A 21,081-nucleotide genomic window follows, 5' to 3' on the forward strand; every position below is an offset into this window, starting at 1 on the left:
AAAATGAAATGGACTGAATAAAAACGTGACTATTGAAACAGTATTATTTGACTTTGACGGAACATTAGCAGATTCGAATGCGTTGATCAATCAATCGCATTTGAGTGTATTAGAAGAGTATTTCCCTGGGGAATATACACTGGATAGTGTGCGCCAATTCAATGGCCCTTCATTAGAAACAACATATCAATTTTTGGGTGCAGAAAAAAGTGACGAGATGATTGCGAAATACAGAGAATACAATGCTGTTTATCATGATCAAATGATCCGCTTATTTGAAGGTGTAGCAGATACGTTAAAATTGTTGAAGCAAAAGGGGATTCGATTAGGAGTTGTTTCAACAAAAAGAAATGATGTACTTGAAAAAGGCATTAGTCACTTAAATCTAGAAGGCTTATTTGAAGTAGTGATCGGGGCAGAGGATTATACACATTTCAAACCGAATCCCGAACCTATTTATACGGCTATGGCGCAAATGAATTGCCTGCATCGGACCACAATGATGGTAGGGGATAACGGACACGATATTATGGCAGCTAAAAATGCGGGTATCTTTTCCGTTTTTGTGGGCTGGTCACAAAAGACAGCAGAAGAAATCGCCCCTTTTGAGCCGGATCTAACCGTTCAGTCAATGGAAGAATTAGCAGATTTTATACTAAAAGATGGGGTTTCAACACTGGTAAAGGAAGAGATTAATTAATGAGTAAAAAACAAATCATCACCGTATTGGGAGCTGGTTCTTGGGGAACTGCTTTAGCAATGGTTTTATCAGATAATGGACACGAGACTCGTTTATGGAGCCACAAAAAAGAACAAGCAGATGAAATCAATCAGTACCATACCAATCACCATTATCTACCAGGAAAAAGTCTGCCCGAAAATTTAATAGGGTACTACGACCTAGAGGCAGCTGTAAAGAATGCTGATGGTATAGTCTTTGTGGTCCCAACAAAAGCCATGCGACAAGTTGCTCAAGATGCGGCGCCTTTTTTAAAAGAAAATACGATTATTATTCACGCTAGTAAAGGTCTGGAACAAGAAACACATAAACGGATTTCTGAAATACTGGCTGAAGAAATTCCTGAAGCCAAAAGAAAAGGTATCGTGGCATTGTCTGGACCAAGCCATGCAGAAGAAGTAGCAGTTAAAGATCTAACAACTATTACCGCTGCATCTAATCCAGTGACTGGTGCCGAATATGTGCAAAAGCTATTCATGAATGAGTATTTCCGAGTTTATTCGAACCCCGATATCATAGGAGTAGAACTTGGTGGAGCATTGAAGAACATTATTGCTGTAGGAGCAGGAGCTTTAGTGGGAATCGGTTATGGAGACAATGCTAAAGCAGCTCTCATGACGAGAGGCTTAGCTGAAATTACACGTCTAGGGGTTTCTTTTGGTGCAGATCCGTTAACTTTCTTAGGATTGAGCGGAGTGGGCGATTTGATTGTAACGTGTACCAGTATCCATTCTCGTAACTGGCGTGCTGGAAAGTTATTGGGCGAAGGAAAAGACGTAGACGATATATTGGAAAATATGGGAATGATCGTTGAAGGAGTATCCACGACAAAAGCAGCGTACGAATTAGCTGCACAAAAAAATGTCGAACTGCCGATCACGACAGCCATCTATGAAGTGTTGTATAATAATGCTGATGTAAAAGAAGTTATCAAAGAGTTGATGAACCGTGTTGGAAAAAACGAAACAGATTAAGTAAATGGAGGAGGAAAACAGCATGCAGAAAGTGAGAAAAGCCGTTATCCCAGCTGCTGGGTTAGGGACAAGGTTTTTACCTGCAACAAAAGCAATGGCAAAAGAAATGTTGCCGATTGTAGATAAACCAACGATTCAATTTATTGTTGAAGAAGCGATCAATTCAGGTATTGAAGATATCTTGATTATTACGGGCAAAAGCAAACGTCCTATTGAAGATCATTTCGACTCTAATATTGAGTTGGAAGAAAATTTGCGGGAAAAAGAAAAATTTGAATTGTTGAAAATAGTTGAAGAAACTATCGGGTTAAACTTGTTTTTCGTCCGACAATCTTATCCTAAGGGTTTAGGAGACGCTGTGCTTCATGCTAAAGCCTTTGTTGGAAACGAACCTTTTGTAGTGATGTTAGGTGATGATATCATGGAAGATGAAGTTCCATTAACTAAACAATTGATTGATCAATATGAAAAAACACATGCGTCTAATATAGCTGTGATGAAAGTTCCTCATGAAGATACGTCGAAATATGGAATTATTGATCCAGAAGCACAAATTGAAGAAGGTTTGTACAATGTTAAACGATTTGTGGAGAAACCAGATCCTAAAGATGCACCAAGCGATTTAGCGATTATTGGACGTTACTTATTGACACCAGAGATTTTTGAGCTATTGGAAAATCAAAAACCTGGAGCTGGTAATGAGATCCAATTGACAGATGCAATCGATAATTTAAACAAAACGCAACGCGTTTTTGCTCATGAGTTTAAAGGTGAGCGTTATGACGTTGGAGATAAATTTGGTTTTATGAAAACCAGTATTCAATATGGGCTAAGACATGAACAAATCAAAGATGATTTGCGAGCTTATATTAAAGATTTGGCTACAGAATTAGAGGCTGAAGACAATGAAAAAGCCATTGAAGAAATTGAAGAAGTGGTGAAAGAAAAAGTCGAAGAGAAGAAAGAAGAACTAAAAGAAAACAAAGAAAATTAAATAAGTTTACTGTAAAAGAGATGAGTTTTCCGCTCATCTCTTTTGCGTGAACAAAAGCTGTGTAGCAGATTGAACTTGTGTTGAAAAGCAAGGACATCTATCAAATATAGTGGGATTGTGCTATAATAGATGTTAATATAAAAATGATTCGAGTGTAAAAATACTCTAAATTGACAAGGATAGCGTTCTTTTTTAAGGATGTATAAACGGAGCAACAGAGAGGAGTAGAACGATGTCTAATAAAAATGGTCAAGCAGAAATCATTAAAATAAATCCCAATGCTGATTTTTATTTCAATAGAGCTTGGGAAGCGTTTGATAAAAATAACTTAGAACATTCATTAAAATATTTTCAACGAGCTACTTCTCTTGCGGATAATGATGTAGATAGAGAGTTCGGACAATGCCAAACAGCATTGATTTATCAACATCTTGGACATTTTCAAAAATCCTGTGATCTGATCGATGAATTGATCCAAAAAGGCAGTGAAAATTATCCAGAAGTTCATTATTTTCAAGCCAATAATTATGCTTTTTTAGGAGATTATGGCAAAGCTTTAAAGTGTACGCAAATGTATTTGTATTTGGTGCCTACAGGTGAATATAAAGAAGAGGCTGAAGAATTTCAAAAGGATTTGGAAGAAGAATTGAACATTTAATGACGACACAATCAATTGACTTCTAAAAAGTAAGCAAAATTCTAGTGTTTTCTGGTTATTTTAGTTACAGTAAAAAAAGAGAATTTGATAAATAGGGAGAATGAGCTATGGAATTAACAAAGATTGAAAAGATTTATGATGTCATCATTATTGGAGCTGGTCCAGGAGGGATGACAGCTGCGCTATATGCGTCTCGTTCCAATTTAGATACATTGATATTAGAACGTGGAATTCCTGGTGGACAATTGAACAATACAGCAGAAATTGAAAACTACCCTGGTTTCAATAGTATTTTAGGACCTGATTTGTCCAATAAAATGTTTGAAAGTGCTAAACAATTTGGTGCTGAATATGCTTATGGTGATGTAAAAGAAGTGACGAACGGAAAAGAATACAAAACAATCGTTGCTGGTAAGAAAGAGTACAAAACTCGTGCAATTATCATTGCTACAGGAGCAGAACATCGTAAACTGGGTGTAGACGGCGAAACAGAATACAATGGTCGTGGAGTGTCTTATTGTGCTGTGTGTGATGGAGCATTTTTCCGAAACAAACATTTAGTAGTGGTTGGTGGAGGAGATTCAGCAGTTGAGGAAGGAACGTATTTAACTCAATTCGCAGATAAAGTAACGATTATTCACCGTCGTAATGAATTGCGTGCGCAAAAGATTTTACAAGATCGTGCTTTTAAAAATGATAAAGTTGAGTTTATCTGGGATTCTACCGTAGAAGAAGTCTATGGGGATGATATGAAAGTTACAGGTGTAAAAATAAAAAATGTTCATACCGGAGAAGTGATGGACTTCATGGCAGATGGTACATTTGTCTATGTTGGCTTGATTCCAAACTCTGAAAAGTTCCGTGCATTAGGTATCACGGATGAAGAAGGTTGGATCGAAACAGATGAAAGAATGGAAACAAGAGTTCCAGGTATTTTCGCTGTTGGGGATGTTCGTAAAACGCCATTGCGTCAAGTGGCAACAGCTGTTGGTGATGGAAGTTTGGCAGGTCAACAAGCCTTCAATTATGTGGAAGAATTAAAAGATTCAGTTGAATCTGAAAAAGTAAGAGGCTAATAAAAAAGGATGTCAGCTTGAGAAATCGAGCTGGCATCCTTTTTTATGGATCACTAGAATAATAGTTGCAAAATCCGCTGTATTAGCATTTGGTTCATTAGAGGAGTACAATAATTGTAGAGATTTCTTTAGTAGAAGTTTTTTGATAACGTACAAGAGTAGGACTTAATGATAAGGTCTAACAAACAAAATATTGGAGGGACATAAATGAAATAGTTTACAGAAGAAGAAAAAATCAAGATTCTCTCTGACATTGTAGCAATCAAATCGGTCAACCAAAATGAAATCGAAGTGGCCAATTACTTAAAAGATTTATTTGCTGAACACGGGATTAAAACTAAAATTGTTCCAGTTACTGAGACTCGTGTGAATTTAGTAGCGGAAATAGGAAGCGGAAAACCAGTCATTGGTGTATCTGGACATATGGATGTTGTCTCTCCTGGTGATGAAAGTGAATGGTCTTCAGATCCATTTACTTTGACAGAACGAGACGGAAACTTATATGGACGCGGATCAAATGACATGAAGTCAGGTTTAGTAAATCTTGCTTTAGTGTTGATCGAGCTCAAAGAAAGTGACGAGTTAACAAATGGAACCGTACGTCTTATGGCAACAACAGGTGAAGAAGTTGGCGGAGCAGGTTCTAAGAAATTGTATGAAGAAGGCTATATGAATGATGTAGATTATCTATGGGTAGCTGAACCATCTCAAGATACGATTATTTACTCACATAAAGGGTCATTAAACTTACGCGTCACTTCAATTGGTGAAGCGGCACATAGTTCTATGCCTGACCAAGGTTACAATGCGATTAATGCATTGATGGAATACTTGTTAGATATGGATAACAAGCTTAACAATGATGAACGGACAAATGAAGTGCTGAATAAATTAGTGAGCAGCACAACCATTTTCAATGGTGGGAATCAAGTAAACTCCATTCCGGACAAAGCTGTAGCAGAAATCAACGTACGTACGATTCCTGAATTTAACAATGATGAAGTTATTGAATTATTCAATACAACAGCTGATAAATACAATAAAGAAGGTTCGGAAATTGAAGTTGAAGTCTCTATGTCATTGCCTAGTGTTCTTACTTCAGGACAATCTAAAATGATTGATCTTTCTAAAGAACTTGGGAAAAAATATTTAGATTTAGATCTTTCTATTAAAGCTTCAACTGGTGTTACTGATGGTTCAAACTTATTACGTGGTAAAGATAAAGACTTTCCGTTTATGATGTTCGGCCCTGGTGAAACAAAAATGGCTCATAAAGTAGATGAATATGTTGCTAAAGACGTTTATCTTGCCTTTTTTGATATCTATAAAGAGTTGATTTTAGGATTGACGAACGAAAAATAACTAATCTCTTTGATAAAGAGGAAGAGGAGTCTACTTTTTTGGTAGTCTCCTCTTTTTATTTTTCAATACGAAAAAAGAGGATTTATGACTAAATAATGGTATACTTTTATTATAAGCCTTTACATAAGGAAAAAATCAGAAAGAAGGTTATGTAGATGAGTTGGAAAGAAACTTACACTATTTGGAACGAATTTAAAAATTTAGAGCCTACTTTAAAAGAAAAATTGGAATCTTTAAAAGATGACAATGCTGCTTTAGAAGATGCGTTTTATGCGCCATTAGAATTTGGAACTGCTGGGATGCGCGGTGTCATCGGTGTGGGAATCAACCGTATGAACCAATACACCATTCGTCAAGCTACAGAAGGTTTAGCCTTATTTATCGAACAGAACGGTGAAGAAGCTGTTAGACGCGGAGTAGCCATTGCCTACGACTCTAGACACCAATCACCAGAATTTGCTATGGAAGCTGCTAAAACCTTGGGAGTCCATGGGATTCCAAGTTATGTATTTGAAAGCTTGCGACCAACTCCAGAGCTGTCTTTTGCAGTGCGTCATTTGAATGCATTTGCTGGTATCATGATTACTGCTAGCCACAACCCACCCGAATACAACGGCTACAAAGTGTATGGCGAAGATGGAGGCCAAATGCCACCTAAAGATGCAGATGCATTGACTACCCTTGTCCGCAGTGTAGAAAACAGCTTAGGATTAGAAGTACTTTCACAAGAGGCATTGAAAGAAAAAGGTCTTTTGACAATGATTGGCGAAGATGTAGATAAAGTTTATTTAGATCATGTGAAAGGAGTTACTGTAAACTCAGAAATGATTCAAAAAATCGGCAGCGACATGAAATTGGTCTATACGCCATTACACGGTACTGGAAAAATGTTGGGTGAACGTGCGTTAGCTGATGCTGGGTTTACAGGAATCACTTTAGTGCCTGAGCAAGCAGAAGCTGATCCTGACTTCACGACGGTTAAATCTCCTAATCCAGAGGAACCGGGAGCTTTTGAATATGCCATCAAATTAGGAAAAGAGATTGAAGCAGATGTTTTAGTAGCAACTGATCCCGACGCTGACCGTTTAGGAATTGCGGTAAAAACTGCTGAAGGCGATTATGAAGTATTGACTGGGAACCAGATTGCCAGTTTGATGCTGCATTATTTGCTGACTGCTCAAAAAAATAATGGAACATTGCCTTCAAATGGGGCTGTTTTAAAATCCATTGTTTCCAGCGAACTGCCAACTGTGATTGCAGAAAGTTTTGGCGTAGAAATGGTCGATGTATTGACTGGCTTTAAGTTTATCGCTGAAAAAATCGAGCAATACGAAGCGGATAACAGTCATACATTTTTGTTTGGATTTGAAGAGAGCTATGGCTACCTTGTTAAATCTTTTGTTCGTGATAAAGATGCTATTCAAGCGCTGGTGTTGATTGCTGAAGTAGCTGCTTATTATAAAGAAAAAGGACAAACCCTTTACGATGGGTTGCAAGAATTATATGCGACTTATGGTTACTTCAATGAAAAAACCATTTCTGTAAAAATGGCTGGTATTGAAGGTTCTGAAAAAATCAAAGCTTTGATGTCTAAATTTAGAGAGCAAGCTCCTACTGAGTTTAATGCAATCAAAGTGGCTACTGTCGAAGATTTTAAAACCAGCACCAAAACAATGGAAGATGGATCCAACGAAACAATTGAAATGCCGCCAGCAGATGTATTGAAATACACTATGGAAGATGGTAGTTGGATTGCCATTCGTCCATCAGGGACCGAGCCGAAAATCAAATTTTATATTGGAGCAAAAGCTGATTCTAATGCTCAGGCAGCTGAAAAAGTAGCTGGATTTGAAAAAGCTATCAATGAATTAGTGGAAGATTGATTTATTGATCTATAAACAAACAGGAGTGAGGGTATCTTTATCCTCACTCCTGTTTGTTTATAGATTTTTATGCAATTGTTATTAGGGACAACCCGTAGGAGTAAACACTTTAATAAAAGTACCATGAATAAATATGAGCAATTAGAATTCTAATTCAGATTCAAGCAGTTGATTTGAAATAAAATAGATCTTAAAAAGACTTGAAGTAAAGGAAAGCGGGTTAAAAAGAGCATCACTAGACCTGTTAAAAATAACACTTAACAAGATTAGCGATGCTATCCATTCAAGTTTTAAAAACTGGTATGGTTAAAAAAGGATGACCCAAGTCCTTTCTTTAGAAATTACATATGGATAGGCATACCTAAAGCTAACTCAGATGCATCCATAATAGACTCGGCAAGTGAAGGGTGAGCATGAATCGTCAACGAGATATCATCAGCATTCATGCCGTTTTTAATTGCAAAGCCTACTTCACTGATAATGTCGGGAGCCCCAACACCAACAATCTGTGCTCCCACAAGAGTATGATCGTTATCTTCATCAGTAATTAAACGAACAAAACCTTCTGTTTGGTTCAAAGATAATGCACGGCCATTTCCTGCAAGAGGAAATTTGCTGATTTTTAAGTTTCGATCAGATTTTTTAGCTTCAGTAGCTGACATCCCTACAGTGGCCATCTCAGGTTCTGTATAAACCGCGATAGGAAGAACTTCTTCTTCTAAAGCAGGATTTTGACCTGAAATTACTTCTGCAACAACTTTTCCTTCATAACTTGCTTTGTGAGCAAATGCAGGACCAGGAGCTACGTCTCCGATAGCATAAATTCCGCTAACTGAAGTTTGTAACGTTTCGCTGACTTTGATACGACCGTTTTCGTGCATTTCAACGCTGACACTTTCTAAGTTCAAACCTTTCGTATAAGGTTTTCTTCCAGCAGATACAAGCGCAACACTTGCTGTAACAGATTCTTCTTTACCATTTTTTTCATAAGTGATCGTCACATCATCAGCTGATTCGGTAGTTCTTTTGATGTTTGCGTTTGTAATGATTTCAATACCTTTACTAGCATAATTTTTTTCAACCATTTTAGACATGTCTTCATCAAAGAAATGTACAACGTGAGACTCTTTTTCTAAAATGGTTACTTTTACACCTAAGTTGCTGAAAGCTCCAGCTAATTGTGTTCCAACATAACCGCCACCAATAATCACAAGTGATTCAGGTGCTTTTCTCAGAGCCATTCCTCCAGTTGTATCTACGACTTTATCGCCAAAAGGAACTTCATCTAATGCGATGGCAGTTGTACCTGTAGAAATAACAGCGTTTGTGAATTCAATTTCTTCTGTACCGTCTGCTTTTTCAACAATCAAATGATTGCTGTCTTTAAAACTTGCAGTACCTCTGATGATTTCCACCTTGTTTTTTCTTAATAAAGCTTCTACTCCACCAGTCAAACGTTTTACAACTGTATTTTCTTTCCAGTCTTGTGTTTTTTCTAAATCAATCTGAGCACTTTCTGTTTGTACACCAAATATCTCAGAATTTGTTGCATTGTGAAATGCATGCGCAGCGGTAATGAGTGCTTTTGAAGGAATACACCCTACATTCAAACAAGTTCCACCAATGTATTGTTTTTCAATAATGGTGACTTTTTGCCCCAACTGTGCCGCTCGTATCGCGGATACGTATCCTCCTGGACCGGAGCCAATAATGACAGTTTCCTTTTTGCTCATAATAAATCACTCTTTTCTTATTGTTTTATATTTCACACAACTATTCTCCCATATAGTAATTTACTCTAAATTTGACTAAAAAACAAAGGATAGTTCTTATTTCTTAAAAATAGATGAGGGACGCTATACATGACACGCCCGGAATGTTATAATATAGTGATGGATATTAGGGGACGAAAAAGAGAAAGAGGCGAATAATATGGTTGAAAGTTTGAACATAGTGATCATCACTGGTATGAGCGGAGCGGGGAAAACCGTAGCTATGCAAAGTTTTGAAGATATGGGTTATTTTTGTGTGGACAACATGCCACCCAGTCTACTGCCAAAATTTTGGGAGTTAGTGAAGGAATCAGGCAAACTAAACAAAATTGCACTTGTTATTGATTTAAGATCGAGTGCTTTTTTCGACGAATTAGTTCCAGCTCTAGAAAGTTTAGACAATACTTCTTTTATCACCACAAAAGTGTTGTACTTAGATGCTAATGATACTCAGTTAGTGTCTAGATACAAAGAAACTCGGAGAACTCACCCATTAGCTAATGGCGGACGAGTAATGGATGGTATAAAAAGAGAAAGAGACATGCTTGAAGCTATAAAAGGAAGAGCACAGTTAGTGATTGATACATCCGAGTTGACACCACGTCAACTCAGAACTAAGATCCTAAACGAATTTCACACAGCAGAAACAACAACTTTTCGTGTAGAGATGGTTTCTTTTGGATTCAAGTACGGTTTACCAATTGATGCAGATGTCGTGATGGATGTTCGATTCTTACCGAACCCTCATTATATCAATGATTTGCGTCCACTGACCGGAAAAGATAAAGCAGTATATGATTATGTAATGCAACAACCGGAAACTGAAGTCTTTTACCGTAAATTTACAGATTTACTAGAATATGTATTGCCAGGTTATAAAAAAGAAGGTAAAAGCAGCGTGACGATCGCGATTGGCTGTACAGGCGGAAAACACCGTTCTGTGGCCTTGACAGAACGTATAGCAGCAAAAATACAGTCAGATGGGTACCCAGTTCATATTACACATCGCGATTATGAAAAGACCAAGGAGTCAGTGAATCGATCATGATGAATGAAAAAACAAACAAGAAGAAAAATAGAAAGCCGAAAATAGTCGTTATCGGTGGTGGAACTGGACTTCCGGTTGTACTGGCAGGGCTTAGGGCAAAAAATTCAGACGTAACTGCAATCGTTACAGTGGCAGATGATGGAGGGAGCAGCGGCGACTTGCGCCGACAAGTAAATGCTGTTCCTCCTGGAGACATTCGAAACGTATTAGTGTCTCTTTCAGATATCCCAGTGATGCAAAAAGAAATTTTTCAATACCGTTTTGCTGTGAATGACCAATCGCTAGCTGGACATTCTATCGGGAATCTCATCATTTCAGCTATGGCTGAAATGAAAGGCAATATTTATGAAGCCATTCAAGTATTAGGAAAAATGATGATGATTGATGGGCATGTTTATCCAGCAGCTGAAGAGCCTTTAGAATTGCATGCTGTATTTGAAGATGGAACTCAAGAGAGTGGCGAATCTTCAATTGCAAAGCACCGCAAACTCATTGATCATGTGTATGTGACAAAGCTGGACGGGTCGAGAGAAGTAAAAGCAGCTCGCAAAGTAGTTTCAGCTATCATGGACGCAGATATGGTTGTTTTAGGACCAGGAAGTTTGTACACCAGTATTTTACCGAATCTGATGATTCCTGAGATAGGAAAAGCAGTGGTCGAAACACAAGCAAATGTGGTTTACATTTGCAATATCATGACTCAGCTTGGTGAAACAGAAAATTTTTCGGATGCCAATCATATTGAAGTGTTGCATCGTCATATGAACCAAAAATTTATTGATACAGTTTTAGTCAATATTGGAGAAGTGCCTGAAAATTATATCGATACTGAAAAATATGATGAGTATTTAGTGCAGGTAGATCATAATTTTAATGGTTTGAAAAAAGAAGTACCCATGATTATTTCAAATAACTTTTTAGAACTGAGAGACAATGGAGTGTTTCACGATAAAGATAAAGTTGTGGAAGAACTCTTTAAAATATCCTTTGACATCCAATATTACGGAAAAAAATACGAAACTAATTTAGATACGTTATAAAAAGATAACAGCGAAAGGAGGGGAAGGGTTTGTCATTTGCCTCAGAGGTAAAAAAGGAACTCACGCAGTTGGAAGTTCACAGAGAGCATGCAAAAGCTGAGTTGGCAGCATTGATTCGGATGAATGGGAGCATCAGTTTAGTTGAAAAGAAGTTTATTTTAAATGTTCAATCTGAAAACGCAGCTATTGCGAGACGGATTTATGTTCTGTTGAAAGATCATTTTGAAGTCGAGAGTGAACTATTAGTGAGACGTAAAATGAAACTGAAAAAAAACAATGTTTATATTGTGCGTTTAAAACAAGGGACCAAAAAGGTTTTAGCAGATTTATCGATCATGGATGGGATGTTGTATCAAGGACATGTCAGTAAAGAGATTTCAGAGAACAATCAAAAAACGAAATCTTATTTAAGAGGAGCCTTTTTAGCAGGCGGTTCAGTGAATAATCCCGAAACTAGTCGGTATCATTTAGAGATTTATTCGAATTATGAAGAACACAATGATGATATTTGTTCGATGATGAATAAATTCGGGCTGAATGCTCGGACGATTAGTAGAAGAAACGGTTATATCACGTACTTAAAAGAAGCTGAAAAAATCGCTGATTTCTTGGCACTGATTGGTGCTACGAATGCCATGCTGAAGTTTGAAGATATTCGTATTGTTCGAGATATGCGTAATTCTGTGAATCGTTTAGTCAATTGCGAAAATGCCAATATGAATAAAACGATTGATGCTGCCAGCAAACAAATAGAAAACATTCGTTTCTTGGAAGAAGTGGTAGGCTTGGAAAGTCTTCCGGAAAAGTTAAAAGAGATTGCGATCGTGCGTGTGGAAAATCCAGATGTGACTCTAAAAGAACTGGGTGATTTAGTACCTAGTGGAAAAATCAGCAAATCGGGTATCAACCATCGTTTACGAAAGCTAAATGAAATGGCCGAAAGTTATCGAAGCAAAAGCCAGATAGGTGTAAGCAACTAAAGAAAAGAGCTAGTAGAAGAAATCAGTCCTTCTGCTAGCTTTTTAAATTTTTTCATTTTGTGTAGAGACGGCTGTTTTTTAAACGCCCTGCTCCACGCTCTATGCGTATCTTTTTCTGTTTGTGGAGGATGGTATGGAGAGGGACTCTCGATATTTGGTTACCGTTCTTCTGGAGATGGTAATTCCTTCTTCAGCTAGTGCACTGGAAATCTTTTGATCAGACAAGGGTTTTAATTTATTTTCTTCCGCAATCATGTTTTTGATTTTAGATTTTACTTCTTCAGAAGAAATAGCTTGTTCTGTCAGGTCGTTATTTAGTGAAGATGAAGATTGCTTTAATCCTGTAGTAAAGAAGGACCTCATTTCATAAACGCCGAAATCCGTCTGAAAATATTTGTCATTTATGGAGCGGCTTACTGTTGACTCATGGATATCCAACACTTGAGCGATCTCTTTCAGGGTCATTGGAGTTAAAGGATGAGACTCTTTAAAAAAGAACTCTTTTTGTTTTTCAACTATGGCTGCACCCACGCGCACAATGGTCTCTTCTCTTTGTTGCAGACTACGTTGTATCCACTCGTATTCTGCATATTTTTCATTAATAAACTTCCTAACATCGTTGTCTTCAACCAGCAACATGTCTTGGTAATATTCTTTCTGGAATTTGATGATGGGTAAGCCAGTTTTAGCAGAAACAACAGAGAGTTGGTCATCTAATTGTCTTACGATAACATCGGGACGAATAAATTGATTTTCTTGGTTGCTGTAAGAAGAACCAGGATGTGCGGTTAAGGTTTGAACATAATCGGATATTTCTTGAATAGTCAACAAAGGCACAGTATATTGTTTAGCCAATTTTCCCCATTTATGAGAACTGAATAAATCAAAAGATTCTTCCAATATAAGGTAAGCCATATTTGGAGCTTCATTATCACGTTCGGTTTGCAGCATCAAACATTCTTGTAGAGATCTAGCTCCGACACCAGCTGGCTCGAGTTGCTGCAACAATGTCAGAGCATCAATCAGTTGAATTTCTTCAGCACCAGTTTTTTCTATAGCGTCATCTAGCGAAATAGTCAGATAGCCATTTTCATCTAGGTAGCTCGCCAGCCACAATACAAGTTCTCTTAGATATGTATCTCTCATAGTCAAGTTGATTTGGTCAATGACAGAAGTAAATAAAGAGGTTTGTCTGTCTGCTGCTTGATCAATTGGATTATAGTTCGTAGGAGCTGATGAAGTATTGTAGGAAAGACTATGCTGTCTTTCAGTTGGGGAAGATTGTTTTACTTTGACTTCAATCAAAGGATTCCCCAAAGCTTTTTGCTTTAAGAATAAAACCAACTCTTCTTGATTCATGTTCAGCATTTGAATAGATTGTTGCAATTGTTGAGTCATAGCTAACTTTTGGCTTTGTTTTTGCTGTTGTGTATAAGTTTGTTCAAAACTCATGGTTATCCTCCTTGAAACGGTTTCATCTATTTATTAATGATACCATATTCTGCAAAGAGCATTAATGACTGTAAAAAATTTAATCTTTCTTTGTGACGAATATTTGAAAAGAGAGTCTTTTACAGAAACGGAAGAAGGAGAGAAAGCTGCTTGTTAGAATAAAGATTTTATAACAGACGCTGATTATAAGATATGGTAAAATAACTATGCTATTGTTTTCAGGAAGAAACATGTAAGGGAACGAAACTGCCATGTAATGGAGTTTTTGACGAAAGACATTTTACTCAGCATTGAAAAGTGTCTTTTGCCTTATCTTGTGAAACGTTACAAAATTATTTATTAAGGGGAGATACAGTGTTTGAAATATTAAAAAAATTATCGTGGTTTTTTAAACTGAGGTGGAAAAGTTATACATTTGGCATCATTGCTTTGATGATTTGTGCGCTTTTATCGGCTATCACACCATTGATTATCGGAAACATCATTGATCAAATGATCGCCAATACATTGACTTGGGAAAATCTAGCTATTCAATCTGGACTAATTCTTATTTTTGCGATTACCATGTATGTTTTGCGGTATGGATGGAGGACAGCTCTTTTTGGAAATTCAACTTTGCTGGAATCCATTATGCGTAATCGCTTGTTTTCTCATTTTACTAAGATGGACAGCCAGTTCTTCAATGAATACCGTACTGGAGATTTAATGGCTCATGCGACTAATGACTTAGCAGCTCTTCGCTTTGTTGCTGGTGGAGGAATCTTATCGATTACAGACTCCATTTCCGTAGGGAGTGTCACGTTGTTCAGTATGTTCTTTTTAGTCGACTGGCAATTGACGTTGACCACTATCTTACCGTTCCCTTTATTGATCTTTGCTGCTCGTCACCTTGGGAAAGCTATCAATAAGCGTTACCGAAAATCATTGGAATCTTTTTCTCAAATGAACAACCAAGTACAAGAAAGTGTTGGCGGTATGAAAGTCATCAAGACATTTGGTGAAGAAGAACATCATTACGCTGATTTTATAAAAGATACGGATAATGTGGTAGCGAAAAACAAAGAGGTTTATAAAGTGGATTCTGCGTATACTCCGGTAATCGAAGGTATCACTGGGTTAACCTATGTGTTGACGTTATTTTTTGGAACTTATTTTATTTCTATCGGCAGAATCACTATTGGAGAACTGATCGCTTATTTTAGTTATTTATCTATGATGGCGTGGCCTTTGCTGGCCGTTGGTCGTGTAGCCAACACTTTAGAACGTGGGGACGCTAGCTATAATCGTGTAACAACCTTGCTTTCTTACGCTTCTCATTTGGAAAAAACGAAAGATCCGATCCCATCTCCTGTAACGGGAGACATCGATTTTGATATACAAGAGTTTACCTATCCGGAAGGGAAAAGTCCCGTTTTAAAAGGAACGAAATTTCATTTGGATAGTGGAAATACATTAGGGGTTGTAGGCCATACGGGTGCAGGAAAAAGTACGTTGTTCAAATTACTGATGCGAGACTATGATCAGTATCAAGGTCAAATCACGTACAATCAGGCGGATTTAAAAAAATATCGTTTAGATGCTGTTGCAAACGGAATTGGTTATGTACCTCAAGATACGTTCTTATTTTCAACCACTATTCGAGAAAATATTCGCTTTGTAAATCCTGGTCTGTCTCAAGAAGAGGTGGAGTATTTTGCTCAACTGGCAGATATCCATGAAGATATCACTCAATTTCCAGAAGGATACGATACAAAAGTTGGAGAACGCGGAGTTTCTCTATCTGGTGGACAAAAGCAACGGATAGCTATCGCACGCGCTTTAGCTACAAAGGCTGAATTTTTGATTTTGGACGATGCTTTATCGGCAGTAGATGCACAAACCGAATCACAAATTTTAGCCAATTTACGTGCGATCCGAAAAAATGAATCGACTATTATTGCTACCCACCGAATCAGTTCTATTATGCACGCGGATGAAATCATTGTTTTGGATAAAGGACAAATCGTAGAACGCGGTAAACATGCCGAATTATTACAAAATGAGGGTTGGTACCGCAGAATGTATGAAGAACAACAACTGCAACAAAAAGTGGAAGAAGGAGGGGAATAAACTAGTGGAACAAAAGAAAAATTTTACGATACGAGAACAAATCCATATTTTAGCTGGTTTATTCTCATTTACAAAACCTTTTTGGCTGCCGTTCTTAGCTGCTATCATTGGAATGGTCATTGTTTCCAGTATAAATGCTTACTTGCCTGTAGTGATTCAACGCTACATTGATGAATACTTAGCTGTAGATCAAGTAGCTCTTGATGCGACTATTCGTATTACGCTATTTTACTTTAGTTTTGTAATAGTGAAAATGATTGTGGTATATGCAAAAGATTATTGTTTTAAGATAGCATCCGAGAAAACAGTTGCGAGTATGCGAAACCAAATTTATCATAAAGTGGTTCATTTAGGGATGCGTTATTTTGACCAAATTCCGAATGGTTCAGTAGTTTCGCGAGTCACCAATGATACAGAGACCATTAAAGAATTTTGGAATGTATTCTTGACTTTTTTAGACGGCTTTTTAAATGCCATAACCATTGGTGTAGCGATGTTTAGTCTAAATGCTCGTTTAGCATGGGTATTTATGGCCTTTGTACCGATCGTGATTGTATTGATTTATATTTACCAAAAATACAGTACATTGATCTATGGCCGAATGCGAGAAGCTTTGAGTCGATTGAACGCCAAATTGAGTGAATCCATTATGGGAATGACTATTATTCAGCATTTTAATCAAGAAGAACGAGTAAAAAATGAATTTGATGATGTAAATCAACAATATGTAGCCGCGAGAAACAATATGTTTAAAATGAATGCTTTGTTATTGATGCCGGCCATTAATTTGATTGAAGCTATTGCATTGTTTGTTGTATTGTGGATCTTTGGATTGCGTCATTTGCAAGGTATAGCAGTAGATATTGGGATTGTTTATGCATTTACGTCATATGCTAAATCGTTCTTCCATCCTATTGGAAATATGCTGGATAGTTTAAGTATTTTTCAAGATGGATTAGTTTCAGGAGCACGGGTAGTCAGTTTATTAGATCGTGATGATATGGCCCCCAGTGCAGAAGAGGACGCAACTGGCAGGGTTACCGAAGGGAAAATTGCTATTCAGGGTCTATCCTTTTCTTATGACCAAGAAAAAGAAGTTCTCCAAGATATCTCAATTTCGGCAGAACCTGGTCAAACTATTGCTTTAGTCGGACAAACTGGTTCAGGAAAGAGTTCTATCATTAATGTGCTGATGCGTTTTTATGAATACGCTAAAGGTGATGTGCTGATAGATGGACAATCCATCCGGGATATTCCGATTGAAAAATTACGTGAACAAATGGGATTGGTTTTACAAGATAGTTTTATGTTTTATGGCGATATTGCTGACAATATCCGGCTGCATGGGAATTATTCTGATGAAGAGATCCGTCAAGCCGCTGAGTTTGTAAATGCAGACAGCTTTATTGAAGAACTCGATGGTGGTTACCACGCAAAAGTTATTGAAGGTGGAGCTACATTCTCAACAGGTGAAAAACAATTGATCAGTTTTGCCCGTACCATTTTGCGAAACCCTAAAATATTGATTTTAGATGAAGCTACCGCAAATATCGATACCGAAACAGAAAAGAAAATCCAAAAAGGGTTAGAAAATATGCGTCGCGGCCGTACAACCATTATTATTGCCCATCGCTTATCGACAATTCGAGATGCAGATAAAATCTATGTGTTACGACATGGAGAAATTATTGAAGAAGGAAATCATGAATCATTGATTGATCAACAAGGGGTTTATCATGATATGTACCAACTTCAAACTTTCCAAGAAAATAATTAGACTGTTTAATCTACTTTGAGTCGCTTTCTATTTATAGAGAGCGGCTTTTTCTCTATGGTACTCAGAGTTGAAATTAGAATTAAAGAAACTTGTTTGAGCGAAATATGAGCCTATTTGCAAATTTTGGCTTGTGTTTTAGGCTGATATTAGATAATATTAAGTAGTTGTCATCCTGTCTCCTTAGTGTAATGGATATCACGTAAGATTCCGGTTCTTGAGATGGGGGTTCGATTCCCTCAGGAGACATTAAAAAGAGCGTGGAGCAACACGTCTAGAGAGTACGAATTAATCCGCTCTAATATACATTGATAAAGGGGTCAGGGTTTTATCCTGGCTCCTTTTACCTGTATAATCAAAAACAGATATAAAAAAAGTGAGAAATAAAACAAAAAGACAATAAAAAGTTTGACCTTTATTGACCAAAAGAGTAAAATAAGGGTAGAAACTCATTGAAACTGATTCTTTAGAATGAGTATGATACAATCATTAGGAAACAAATTAGAGGAGGAATACTTCATGAACTTAGTACCTACAGTTATTGAACAATCATCAAGAGGTGAACGCGCCTACGATATTTACTCACGTTTATTAAAAGACCGTATTATCATGTTAAGCGGACAAATTGATGACGATGTAGCTAATTCAGTTATTGCACAATTGCTCTTTTTAGATGCACAAGACCCAGAGAAAGATATCTATATTTACATCAACTCTCCTGGTGGTAGTGTGACAGCCGGCTTTGCTATTTATGACACGATGAACTTTATTAAATCTGATGTTCAAACGATTGCAATGGGAATGGCTGCTTCAATGGGAAGTTTCCTATTAACAGCTGGAGCAAAAGGCAAACGTTTTGCATTGCCGAATGCAGAAATTATGATTCACCAACCATTAGGCGGAGCACAAGGACAAGCAACTGAAATTGAAATTGCTGCTCGCCACATCTTAAAAACACGTGAACGTTTAAATAAAATTTTATCTGACAGAACTGGACAACCCATTGAAGTTATTGAACGTGATACAGATCGTGATAACTATATGTCTGCAGAAGATGCAAAAGCATATGGTCTGATCGATGAAGTAATGGAAAATAACGCAGAACTACCAGGTAAATAGATTAGTGAACAAAGGAGACCTTTTCCATTAAATTGGAGAGTGGTCTCCTTTTCCATTGTAAAAAGAATGTTTTTCATTTGCGCGGATTCCAAGTATACTATTAAGTATCACTAATAGGAGGTAATATGATGGATATTAGCAAGATCAAAGCAGATAAAGTCAATACAACTTATGGATTTAAAATTGGTAAAGAAAGTGCACCAGTTAAAGTGATCGAATTTATTAATTTGCGTTGCCCGTACTGCAAAAAATGGTATGTTGATTCTAAAGATGTATTGACTGACTATGTGCACGAAGGAAAAGTCCAACGCATCATTAAATTATTTGATAAAGAAAAACCCAGTTTGAAAAAAGGGAATGTCGTTCATCATTATCTGGACTACAAAAATCCGGAAGATGCATTGATTGAAATAGATTACTTTCTTGCTCATCAAGATGAATGGGGAAATCTAGCCGATTTAGATCAAGTGGCAGAATATGTGGTTGAAAAACGCGGATTGACTCACCAACCTAATGAAATTGAAATCAATGGCATCATTCAGGAAGCTGACGATGCTAATGTAGTATTTGTTCCATCCGTATTCATTGGAGACCATGTCTTCGATGAGCATATCACTCCTGTGGAATTAAAAGAGTTGATTGATTTAGAATACGCCAAAAAGAACTCTTGAAACTCAGCCGTAAATAAGTAACACATTTGTCAAAAAGGACTGAGAAACGGTTCTTTTTACACTCCTGGACATAAAGAATGAAGTGGTAAAAACCGCTTCTTTATGTCTAAGGTTTTTCAAAAGGACTACCCATATCGAATTAACTCAGTAATGAGAGATTCTTGAATTAATAGGTTGCATGTTGTCCCAAGAATTGGTAGAATACAACTGTAAGAGATAAAACAGACGAGGGAAGTTCTGTAAAATGTAGAATGAAGAGCATGATTTAAAATCAAATGTCTTTATGCATTTTAATCTCTTTGTTTTTTTTGATATAGAGGGTCGCTAAACGGCTGACGTGGACGAAAAACGACCCGCTTAGAAAGAGGTGGCTCATGGAAGAGGTTTTGTCTGTTATAGAAAAAGTAGCTCCTGACGTAATAGACACTCTAAAAGAGAGACACCGAATTTTGAGGAATATCTATTTGTTAGGACCAATCGGAAGACGAGTGCTCGCTGACAAAATAAGTATATCTGAAAGAAGTTTACGTACGGAAGTGGAAGTGTTGAAAAAACAACGTCTTTTACTTTCTACAAAATCAGGAATGTTGCTTACTCCTTATGGAGAAGAAACGTATCGATCACTAGATCACTTAATGGGACAAAAATTAGGCATGCGCGATAAGGAAAAAAATCTAGCGATTTACTTCCAAATTGAGCAATGCGTTATTGTGTCAGGTGACCTTGACAGTCAGTCAAAGGTTATTGCTGATTTGAGTAGAGCGACTTTTGAAACATTGGATTTTCTATTACCAGAAGGCAAAAATATTATTGCCGTGATGGGTGGAACAACAATGGCGGCAGTAGCCAACCGCATTGATGAAAGTCTTTCTAAAAATCGAGAATTGTTTTTTGTGCCTGCGAGAGGCGGGCTGGGAGAGTCTGTAGATATACAAGCAAACTCAATCAGTGCAAGACTTGCTGAAGTCACAGGAGGCAAAAATCAAGCTCTGTATGTACCAGAACAAGTCGGCAAAGAAACGTATGAGTTTTTATTGCAAGAACCCAGCGTGAAGAAGACGTTAGATTTGATAAAACTGGCAAATTGTGTAATCTATAGTATAGGAGACGCAGGACATATGGCAAAGCGACGAGGACTTGATGATGAGACACTCGCGCTTCTTAAAGAAAAAGCAGCAGTTGCTGAATCTTTCGGAGAATTTTACAATGCTGAAGGTGAAGTGGTGTATAAAATCCCACGCATCGGTATGCAATCCAGCAAGTTAACGACCGTACCTAGTGCGATTATTGTGGCGGCTGGAGAATCGAAAGCTGAAGCGATCAAAGCTTATATGAAAAACGCACCCTCGCAAACTTGGCTAATCACTGATGAAGGTGCTGCAAACCAGATTTTAAAAGGGATTACCCTTTAAAATAAATAAATTTTCGAT

Annotated in this window: 16 protein-coding genes, 1 tRNA gene and 1 pseudogene; 16 read left to right on the top strand and 2 right to left on the bottom strand. The window is 37.3% G+C overall.

Annotated elements, in window-relative coordinates; genetic code table 11:
• Positions 1–25 precede the first annotated feature (25 nt).
• The 7 genes and pseudogenes from ppaX to ACEN4L_RS03120 all read left to right on the top strand — a co-directional run bounded on the left by ppaX (position 26) and on the right by ACEN4L_RS03120 (position 7,686).
• Positions 26–700 carry a pyrophosphatase PpaX gene (ppaX, locus tag ACEN4L_RS03090; protein ID WP_407095885.1) on the top strand — a complete coding sequence of 225 codons (675 nt, stop codon included), beginning with the start codon at positions 26–28 and terminating at the stop codon, positions 698–700.
• On the top strand, positions 700–1,713 hold the full coding sequence (locus ACEN4L_RS03095) for an NAD(P)H-dependent glycerol-3-phosphate dehydrogenase (RefSeq protein ID WP_407095886.1): 1,014 nt from the start codon (positions 700–702) through the stop codon (positions 1,711–1,713). The genes ppaX and ACEN4L_RS03095 overlap by 1 nt, the downstream gene beginning before the upstream one ends.
• Before the next feature lie 22 nt (positions 1,714–1,735).
• Positions 1,736–2,707: a UTP--glucose-1-phosphate uridylyltransferase GalU gene (galU, locus tag ACEN4L_RS03100; protein ID WP_407095887.1), complete on the top strand. Its 972-nt coding sequence runs from the start codon at positions 1,736–1,738 to the stop codon at positions 2,705–2,707.
• Positions 2,708–2,939: 232 nt separating this feature from the next.
• Positions 2,940–3,365 (top strand): tetratricopeptide repeat protein, encoded by a 426-nt coding sequence (locus ACEN4L_RS03105; RefSeq protein ID WP_407095888.1) that lies wholly within the window; start codon positions 2,940–2,942, stop codon positions 3,363–3,365.
• A gap of 107 nt (positions 3,366–3,472) precedes the next feature.
• On the top strand, positions 3,473–4,441 hold the full coding sequence (gene trxB / locus ACEN4L_RS03110; protein WP_407095889.1) for a thioredoxin-disulfide reductase: 969 nt from the start codon (positions 3,473–3,475) through the stop codon (positions 4,439–4,441).
• Positions 4,442–4,672: 231 nt separating this feature from the next.
• A pseudogene (locus ACEN4L_RS03115) lies at positions 4,673–5,803 on the top strand (ArgE/DapE family deacylase); the annotation flags it as partial.
• Positions 5,804–5,958: 155 nt separating this feature from the next.
• The gene (locus ACEN4L_RS03120; protein WP_407095890.1) at positions 5,959–7,686 is read left to right on the top strand and encodes a phospho-sugar mutase; all 1,728 of its coding nucleotides are present in this window, start codon (positions 5,959–5,961) and stop codon (positions 7,684–7,686) included.
• A 341-nt stretch (positions 7,687–8,027) separates the two neighbouring features.
• Here the strand turns inward: ACEN4L_RS03120 and lpdA are convergent, their stop codons facing one another.
• Positions 8,028–9,419 carry a dihydrolipoyl dehydrogenase gene (gene lpdA / locus ACEN4L_RS03125; protein ID WP_407095891.1) on the bottom strand — a complete coding sequence of 464 codons (1,392 nt, stop codon included), beginning with the start codon at positions 9,417–9,419 and terminating at the stop codon, positions 8,028–8,030.
• Positions 9,420–9,618: 199 nt separating this feature from the next.
• Between lpdA and rapZ the strand changes: the two genes are divergently transcribed.
• Genes rapZ through whiA form a run of 3 tightly spaced genes read left to right on the top strand, consistent with a single transcriptional unit; the run spans position 9,619 to position 12,526 of the window.
• Positions 9,619–10,506: an RNase adapter RapZ gene (gene rapZ / locus ACEN4L_RS03130; RefSeq protein ID WP_407095892.1), complete on the top strand. Its 888-nt coding sequence runs from the start codon at positions 9,619–9,621 to the stop codon at positions 10,504–10,506.
• Positions 10,506–11,546, top strand: coding sequence for a uridine diphosphate-N-acetylglucosamine-binding protein YvcK (gene yvcK / locus ACEN4L_RS03135; RefSeq protein WP_407095944.1), 1,041 nt, complete (start codon positions 10,506–10,508; stop codon positions 11,544–11,546). The genes rapZ and yvcK overlap by 1 nt, the downstream gene beginning before the upstream one ends.
• A 29-nt stretch (positions 11,547–11,575) precedes the next feature.
• Positions 11,576–12,526 carry a DNA-binding protein WhiA gene (gene whiA / locus ACEN4L_RS03140; RefSeq protein ID WP_407095893.1) on the top strand — a complete coding sequence of 317 codons (951 nt, stop codon included), beginning with the start codon at positions 11,576–11,578 and terminating at the stop codon, positions 12,524–12,526.
• 99 nt (positions 12,527–12,625) lie between these two features.
• On the opposite strand, the gene rpoN is transcribed toward whiA, so the two are convergent.
• Complete coding sequence (rpoN, locus tag ACEN4L_RS03145; RefSeq protein WP_407095894.1) at positions 12,626–13,978, bottom strand: RNA polymerase factor sigma-54; 1,353 nt, start codon at positions 13,976–13,978, stop codon at positions 12,626–12,628.
• Between the two features lie 354 nt (positions 13,979–14,332).
• Here rpoN and ACEN4L_RS03150 point away from each other — a divergent pair, with 354 nt between their 5' ends.
• The 6 genes from ACEN4L_RS03150 to ACEN4L_RS03175 all read left to right on the top strand — a co-directional run bounded on the left by ACEN4L_RS03150 (position 14,333) and on the right by ACEN4L_RS03175 (position 21,063).
• Positions 14,333–16,087 carry an ABC transporter ATP-binding protein gene (locus ACEN4L_RS03150; RefSeq protein ID WP_407095895.1) on the top strand — a complete coding sequence of 585 codons (1,755 nt, stop codon included), beginning with the start codon at positions 14,333–14,335 and terminating at the stop codon, positions 16,085–16,087.
• Complete coding sequence (locus tag ACEN4L_RS03155; RefSeq protein WP_407095896.1) at positions 16,041–17,864, top strand: ABC transporter ATP-binding protein; 1,824 nt, start codon at positions 16,041–16,043, stop codon at positions 17,862–17,864. Before ACEN4L_RS03150 ends, ACEN4L_RS03155 begins: the two co-directional genes overlap by 47 nt.
• Before the next feature lie 174 nt (positions 17,865–18,038).
• Positions 18,039–18,110, top strand: a tRNA-Arg gene (locus ACEN4L_RS03160).
• Positions 18,111–18,380: 270 nt separating this feature from the next.
• Positions 18,381–18,980 carry an ATP-dependent Clp endopeptidase proteolytic subunit ClpP gene (gene clpP, locus ACEN4L_RS03165; RefSeq protein ID WP_407095897.1) on the top strand — a complete coding sequence of 200 codons (600 nt, stop codon included), beginning with the start codon at positions 18,381–18,383 and terminating at the stop codon, positions 18,978–18,980.
• Positions 18,981–19,108: 128 nt separating this feature from the next.
• Positions 19,109–19,651, top strand: a complete 543-nt coding sequence (locus ACEN4L_RS03170) for a DsbA family protein (protein WP_407095898.1) — start codon at positions 19,109–19,111, stop codon at positions 19,649–19,651.
• A gap of 374 nt (positions 19,652–20,025) precedes the next feature.
• Positions 20,026–21,063, top strand: coding sequence for a sugar-binding transcriptional regulator (locus ACEN4L_RS03175; protein ID WP_407095899.1), 1,038 nt, complete (start codon positions 20,026–20,028; stop codon positions 21,061–21,063).
• Positions 21,064–21,081 lie beyond the last annotated feature (18 nt).

This window comes from Desemzia sp. FAM 23988 (assembly GCF_045528365.1).
GTDB lineage: Bacteria > Bacillota > Bacilli > Lactobacillales > Carnobacteriaceae > Desemzia.